At 34.4% G+C, this 7,768-nt stretch carries 7 protein-coding genes; all 7 read left to right on the plus strand.

Going from position 1 to position 7,768, the window contains the following annotated elements; genetic code table 11:
• The first annotated feature begins 14 nt into the window (after nt 1-14).
• The 7 genes from ilvB (at nt 15) to leuD (ending at nt 7,686) form a co-directional block, all read left to right on the plus strand.
• A complete protein-coding gene (gene ilvB / locus HMPREF2715_RS11550) occupies nt 15-1,748 on the plus strand; it encodes a biosynthetic-type acetolactate synthase large subunit (protein WP_053025141.1) in 1,734 nt (577 codons plus the stop codon).
• On the plus strand, nt 1,745-1,987 hold the full coding sequence (locus HMPREF2715_RS11555; RefSeq protein WP_049426572.1) for an ACT domain-containing protein: 243 nt from the start codon (nt 1,745-1,747) through the stop codon (nt 1,985-1,987). Before ilvB ends, HMPREF2715_RS11555 begins: the two co-directional genes overlap by 4 nt.
• A 135-nt stretch (nt 1,988-2,122) precedes the next feature.
• The gene (gene ilvC / locus HMPREF2715_RS11560; protein WP_070840151.1) at nt 2,123-3,127 is read left to right on the plus strand and encodes a ketol-acid reductoisomerase; all 1,005 of its coding nucleotides are present in this window, start codon (nt 2,123-2,125) and stop codon (nt 3,125-3,127) included.
• A 20-nt stretch (nt 3,128-3,147) separates the two neighbouring features.
• Nucleotides 3,148-4,680 (plus strand): 2-isopropylmalate synthase, encoded by a 1,533-nt coding sequence (locus HMPREF2715_RS11565; RefSeq protein WP_070840153.1) that lies wholly within the window; start codon nt 3,148-3,150, stop codon nt 4,678-4,680.
• Nucleotides 4,680-5,720, plus strand: coding sequence for a 3-isopropylmalate dehydrogenase (gene leuB, locus HMPREF2715_RS11570; protein WP_053025138.1), 1,041 nt, complete (start codon nt 4,680-4,682; stop codon nt 5,718-5,720). Before HMPREF2715_RS11565 ends, leuB begins: the two co-directional genes overlap by 1 nt.
• Nucleotides 5,721-5,737: 17 nt before the next feature.
• Entirely contained in the window at nt 5,738-7,108 is a 1,371-nt protein-coding gene (leuC, locus tag HMPREF2715_RS11575) for a 3-isopropylmalate dehydratase large subunit (RefSeq protein WP_070840155.1), read from the plus strand.
• 2 nt (nt 7,109-7,110) lie between these two features.
• On the plus strand, nt 7,111-7,686 hold the full coding sequence (leuD, locus tag HMPREF2715_RS11580; protein ID WP_070840157.1) for a 3-isopropylmalate dehydratase small subunit: 576 nt from the start codon (nt 7,111-7,113) through the stop codon (nt 7,684-7,686).
• The last annotated feature ends 82 nt before the right edge of the window (nt 7,687-7,768 follow it).

Below are 7,768 nucleotides of genomic sequence, written 5' to 3' on the forward strand. Positions count from 1 at the left end.
TAAGTCCTGATGCTATGGACTATTCAAAACAAACTAGTCTAAAAGTAGATAGTGATTTAGACGCAAATAATAATTTCAGATCCGGTTCAGAACTTTTAGTAGAGGCATTATTACATGAAGGTGTTGATTTCATATTCGGTTATCCTGGTGGCGCAGTTTTACCATTATACGACACTTTCTATGATGGTAAAATTAAACACATCTTAGCAAGACATGAACAAGGTGCTACTCATGCTGCAGAAGGTTATGCAAGAGTATCTGGCAAAACAGGTGTAGTGGTTGTAACAAGTGGTCCTGGCGCTACAAATGCTATTACCGGTATAACAGATGCGTACTGTGATTCCCTCCCTTTAGTTGTATTCACTGGACAAGTAGCAACACCAGGAATTGGTAAAGACGCTTTTCAAGAAGCAGATTTACTTTCTATGACTACACCAATTACAAAAGCTAATTTCCAAGTTAAAAATGTAAATGATATTCCAAGAATCATTCATGAAGCATTTTACTTAGCAAATTCTGGACGCAAAGGCCCTGTAGTTATAGATTTTCCTAAAGATATGGGTGTGCTTAAAACATCCGCACCACTTGTAAATGAGGTGGACTTACCGGCATATAATGTCATTGAAAATCCTAAAGATAAAGATATTAGTCAATTAATTCAATATTTAGAGAATGCAAAACAACCACTTATCTTAGCAGGCGCTGGCATCAATCATTCACAATCTAATGAATTATTAACTCAATTTGTAACCAAACATCAAATTCCAGTAGCTACTACACTTTTAGGTCTGGGAGCTATTCCTTATGACAATCCACTATTTCTAGGTATGGGTGGTATGCATGGCTCCTATGCAAGTAATATGGCTTTAACTGAATGTGATTTATTAATTAATTTAGGTAGTCGGTTTGATGATAGATTAGCAAGTAATCCTAATGAATTTGCTCCTCATGCAACCGTAGTTCATGTGGATATTGATGAATCAGAAATTAACAAGGTGATTTCGACTGACCTAGGGATAGTTGCTGACTGCAAAAAAGTACTAGAAGCTTTATCTCAAAAATTTACAAATAAAACTTCCCATGAACACTGGGTTAACCATTGTATTGAGAATAAGCACAAACATCCTTTTAAATATAAAAAAGCTGATGCCACATTTTGCAAACCTCAAGAAGCTATTGAATATATAGGAAAAATTACAAACGGTGAAGCTATAGTTACTACTGATGTTGGTCAACATCAAATGTGGGCAGCTCAATTTTATCCATTCAAACATCATGGTCAATGGGTTACTAGCGGTGGTTTAGGTACTATGGGCTTTGGTATTCCATCAGCTATCGGTGCTCAATTAGCTGAACCCGATAAAACAGTTATTTGCTTTGTTGGTGATGGTGGTTTTCAAATGACAAATCAGGAAATAGCGTTACTGCCTGAATACGGACTCAATGTAAAAATCGTTCTAATCAATAATGGCACATTAGGTATGGTTAAACAGTGGCAAGATAAATTCTTTAACCATCGATTCTCTCATTCAGTATTTAATGATCAACCTGACTTCATGAAGATGGCAGAAGCATATGGTGTTAAAGGTTTCTTAGTTGATCATCCAAATAAACTAACTAAAACACTTGATTCAGCATTTAATTATAGTGGACCTGCGCTAATCGAAGTGAGAATCTCACCTACTGAACCAGTTAATCCTATGATTCCAAGTGGCAAAGCGAACCATGAAATGGAGGGGTTAGAATGAAACGAATTTTACATTTAAAAGTAACCGATCAAGTGAGCACATTAAACAGAATTACAAGTGCATTCGTTAGACTACAATATAATATTAATGAATTAACAGTTAAACCATCTAAAGAAAAAGGTATCTCTGATATGCAAATTACTGCAGATATTGAAGATGAAGCTATATTTAAAATTTTAATTGCGAAGTTAAAAAAACAAGTCAGTGTACTCGAAGTTCAAGATATTAGTCATAACTGAGATAAGCTGTACATTGATGCGCTAGTATAATTAAATAAATCACCACTAACATCACATAATTTAGATAATTTCTTTATCTAAAATTTTAAGAATATTCTAAATATTAAGTTATTTAAATTTTTGGAGGAATGTAATATGACTAAAGTTTATTATGATCAATCTGTTGAGAAAGATGCATTACAAGGTAAAAAAATTGCAATTATCGGTTACGGTTCACAAGGACACGCGCATGCACAAAACCTTAAAGACAATGGTTATGACGTTATTGTTGGTATTCGCCCTGGTCATTCTTTTGATAAAGCTAAAGAAGATGGCTTCGATGTTTATCCAGTTGCAGAAGCTGTTAAACAAGCAGATGTCATCATGGTGTTATTGCCAGATGAAATCCAAGGAAATGTCTATAAAAATGAAATTGAACCTAACTTAGAAGCTGGAAATGCCCTAGCATTTGCGCATGGTTTTAATATCCACTTTGAAGTTATCAAACCACCTAAAGATGTTGATGTCTTCTTAGTAGCTCCTAAAGGACCTGGTCATTTAGTAAGACGTACCTTTGTTGAAGGAACTGCTGTACCAGCACTATTTGGTGTACAACAAGATGCTACTGGTCAAGCACGCGATATTTCATTAAGTTATGCAAAAGGTATTGGAGCTACGCGTGCAGGTGTAATTGAAACAACATTTAAAGAAGAAACTGAAACAGATTTATTCGGTGAGCAAGCAGTACTTTGTGGTGGTATTCATAAATTAATCCAAAGTGGCTTTGAAACTTTAGTTGAAGCGGGCTATCAAAAAGAATTAGCATATTTCGAAGTATTACATGAAATGAAGTTAATTGTTGATTTAATGTATGAAGGCAGTATGGAGAACGTTCGTTACTCAATTTCTAACACAGCAGAGTATGGTGACTATGTTTCAGGACCTAGAGTCATCACTCCTGATGTTAAAGACAATATGAAAGCAGTATTAAAAGATATTCAAAATGGTAATTTTGCAAATAGCTTTGTTAAAGACAATGAAAATGGCTTTAAAGAATTCTATAAATTACGTGAACAACAACACGGTCATGAAATTGAAGCAGTTGGTCGTGAATTAAGAAAAATGATGCCATTCATTAAATCTAAAAGTATTCAAAAATAAAAGCTAAGGGGTTGTTAACGATGGAAAGCCATATTCAAATTTTTGATACAACATTAAGAGACGGTGAACAAACACCTGGAGTTAACTTTTCTTTTGATGAGCGATTAAAGATTGCCAAACAGTTAGAAACGTGGGGTGTGGATATACTTGAAGCAGGTTTTCCTGCTTCAAGTGCTGGTAGCTTTAAGTCTGTTCAAGCTATATCAAATACTTTAACTAAAACAGCTGTATGTGGTTTAGCACGCTGTAAAAAATCAGATATCGATGCTGTTTATGAAGCTACAAAAGATGCTGTAAAACCAGTTATTCACGTTTTTATAGCAACTTCACCTATTCACTTAACGCATAAACTCAAAATGACTCAACAACAGGTTTTGGAATCAATTAAAGCGCACGTCAGTTACGCCAAACAATACTTTGATGTCGTTCAATTTTCACCTGAGGATGCTACAAGAACTGATACAGATTTCTTAATAAAATGCGTACAGATGGCAGTAGACTGTGGTGCTACAATCATTAATATCCCAGATACAGTCGGTTATAGTTATCCAAATGTATATGGTCGAATTTTTAAAACCTTGATTGAGAACATTAACTCTAAACAAAACATTACTTATAGTGCACATTGTCATGATGATTTAGGAATGGCAGTTGCTAATAGTCTGGCTGCTATTGAAAATGGTGCCACACGAATCGAAGGAACAGTAAATGGCATCGGTGAACGAGCAGGCAATACTGCTATAGAAGAATTAGCTTTAGCACTGTATGTCCGTAAAGATCACTATGGCAATGAAACACGATTGAAACTATCAGAAACAAAAAACACTTCTGATATTATATCTCGTTATGCTGGCATACGCGTTCCTAGAAATAAAGCCATTGTTGGTCAAAATGCTTTTAGTCATGAGTCTGGCATTCACCAAGATGGTGTTTTAAAAAATCCAGAAACTTATGAAATCATGACGCCACAACTTGTTGGTATAAGTAAAAATGATTTACCTCTTGGTAAGCTATCAGGTAAACACGCTTTTGCTGAAAAATTGAAATCTTTAGGATACGATATTGAACCACAAAATCAGGCTGAATTATTTAAACAATTCAAAGCCATTGCCGATAAAAAGAAAAGTGTAACTGATCGAGATATACATGCGATTATCCAAGGTACTGAACATGAGCAAAATGCAATTTATCAAGTTGATACGCTTCAATTACAGTTTGTTTCCAATGGTTTACAAAGTGCTGTTGTCGTTATAAAAGATAAAAATGGTAATATTTATCAAGATTCAAGTATAGGAACTGGTTCAATTGTGGCTATATATAATGCAGTTGATCGAATTTTTAAACATAAAAGTGAACTCATTGATTACCGTATTGATTCTGTCACTGAAGGTACCGACGCTCAAGCAGAAGTACATGTTTCATTAACTATTGAAGGTCAACCTGTTAATGGTATTGGTATTGATTATGATGTGTTATATGCCTCTTGCAAAGCATATGTAGAAGCACATGCTAAATACGCTAATGAAATTCACAAAAAGGAAGGTAATCTGTAATGACTTATAATATTGTAGCTTTGCCTGGTGATGGAATAGGACCAGAAATCTTAAGTGGTACGTTAGAATTATTAGAACTAATCAGTAAAAAATATAAATTTGATTATCAATTAACATCTTATGATTTTGGAGGTGCAGCCATAGATTCGCATGGTGTTCCCCTTCCTGATGATACTTTAAATGCTTGTAAAAATGCTGACGCAATTTTATTGGGTGCTGTAGGTGGTCCTCAATGGACTGATCCTAATAATAGACCTGAGCAAGGATTATTAGCATTACGTAAATCTCTAGGTTTGTTCGCCAATATACGACCTACTAAAGTTACTGAAGGTACAAGTCATTTTTCTCCAATTAGAGAATCACGTGTCAAAGGAACGGATTTTATCATAGTGAGAGAATTAACTAGTGGCTTATATTTTGGTGAACCACGGCATATTGATAATCAAAGTGCACTAGACTCACTAACTTATACTAAAAAGGAAATTGAACGTATTGCAAGGGTAGCTTTTGAATTAGCATCTCAAAGAAAGAAAAAATTAACATCAGTTGATAAAGAAAATGTGTTAGCTACAAGTAAACTTTGGCGTCAAACTATTAATGAAATTAGTCATGAATTTCCTGATGTTAAAGTGAATCATTTACTAGTTGATGCTTGTAGCATGCAGTTAATTTCCCAACCTACTAATTTTGATGTCATTGTTACTGAAAATCTATTTGGAGATATTTTAAGTGATGAAGCTTCTACCATTCCAGGTTCATTAGGTTTATCACCTTCTGCAAGTTTTAGTTTAGAAGGACCAAGACTTTATGAACCTATACATGGTTCAGCACCCGACATTGCAAATCAAAATCTAGCTAACCCATTTGGTATGATACTCTCATTAGCAATGTGTTTACGTGAAAGTTTTAACTTTGATGATGCGGCGTCTGAACTAGAACAGGATGTATATCAACTTATTAAAGATGGTAAAACAACTAAAGATTTAAATGGGCACTATACTACATCAGATATATTCAATGAATTAAAAAAGAATTATTAATAAGGGGGAATGCTTTTATGGGACAAACGTTATTCGATAAAGTTTGGAATAAACATGTTTTAACCGGGAATGAAGGTGAACCTCAATTATTATATATTGATTTACACTTAATTCATGAAGTGACTTCTCCACAAGCTTTCGAAGGTTTAAGACTTCAAAATCGTAAATTGAGACGTCCTGATTTAACATTTGCAACTTTAGATCATAATGTTCCTACAATATATATTTTTAATATTAAAGATGAAATTGCGAACAAACAAATTACTACTCTTCAAAAGAATGCAAAAGAATTTGGTGTTCAATTATTTGATATGGGTTCTGATGAACAAGGTATTGTTCACATGGTAGGTCCAGAAACAGGTCTCACTCAACCTGGAAAAACAATCGTTTGTGGTGATTCACATACTGCCACGCATGGGGCCTTTGGTGCAATTGCATTTGGTATTGGGACAAGTGAAGTTGAACATGTATTTGCTACTCAAACACTTTGGCAAACTAAACCTAAAAATTTAAAGATAGACGTTACAGGTCAATTACCAAAAGGCGTCTATGCGAAAGATATTATCTTGTATCTTATTAGTCAATATGGTGTGGATTTTGGTACTGGGTACGCTATTGAATTTACAGGTGAAACGATTAAATCTCTGTCTATGGAAGCTAGAATGACTATCTGCAACATGGCTATTGAAGCTGGTGCTAAATATGGATTGATGCAACCAGATGAAACGACATTTGCTTATGTCAATGGCAGAAAATATGCTCAAAATTTTGACCGTTCTATCAATGATTGGCGTCAATTATATACTGATGCCGATGCTAAATTTGATAAAGTTATCAAACTTGAAGTTACAGATTTAGAACCTCAAGTTACATGGGGAACAAATCCTGAAATGGGTGTTAGTTTTAATACACCTTTCCCCAAAATTAAAAATATTAATGATGAACGCGCTTATCAATATATGGGCTTAAAACCAGGCCAAAAAGCTGAAGATATTGATTTAGGTTATGTGTTCTTAGGTTCTTGTACTAATGCAAGATTATCAGACTTAGTAGAAGCTAGTCGAATCGTTAAGGGTAAACAAGTCCATCCAAAAATAACTGCAATCGTTGTACCTGGCTCTCGCTCAGTTAAAAAAGAAGCCGAAGCATTGGGTTTGGACAAAATATTTAAAGATGCAGGATTTCAATGGAGAGAACCAGGTTGTTCAATGTGTTTAGGTATGAATCCTGATCAAGTACCTGAAGGCATACATTGTGCCTCTACGAGCAATCGTAACTTTGAAGGAAGACAAGGTAAAGGCGCTAGAACGCATCTAGTGTCCCCTGCTATGGCTGCTGCAGCGGCTATTAAAGGTAGATTTGTAGATGTTAGAAAGGTGGTTGTTTAGTAATGGATATCCAACCTATTACAACTTATACAGGAAAAGTTGTACCATTGTTTAATGACAATATTGATACTGACCAAATTATTCCCAAAGTACATCTTAAACGAATAACTAAAAGTGGTTTCGGTCCTTTTGCATTTGACGAGTGGAGATACCTTCCTGATGGTACAAATAATCCAGATTTTAATCCGAATAAACCTGAATACTCTGGTGCTACTATTTTGATCACTGGTGACAATTTTGGTTGTGGTTCAAGTCGTGAACATGCTGCGTGGGCTTTAAAAGATTATGGATTCAATATTATTATAGCTGGTAGCTTTAGTGACATATTCTTTATGAATTGTACAAAAAATGGCATGTTACCTATTACTTTAGGTGAAAACGAGAGAAAACATTTAGCTTCTCAAAAAGAAATTACCATTGATTTACCAAATCAAACTGTTTCAGCTAATGATAAATCATTTAACTTTCAAATTGATGAAACATGGAAACATAAATTAGTTAATGGTTTAGATGATATAGCCATAACATTAGAATATGAAGATTTAATAGAACAATATGAAAACAAAAATAAAGGTTGAGATAAAATGACTGTGAAGACAACTTTAAATGCTGAAGATGTAGAAAATGCATACTTAAGAATAAAAGATGTTGTTAAAGAGA

This window comes from Staphylococcus sp. HMSC062A01 (assembly GCF_001836805.1).
In the GTDB taxonomy this organism is placed as follows: Bacteria; Bacillota; Bacilli; order Staphylococcales; family Staphylococcaceae; genus Staphylococcus; species Staphylococcus haemolyticus.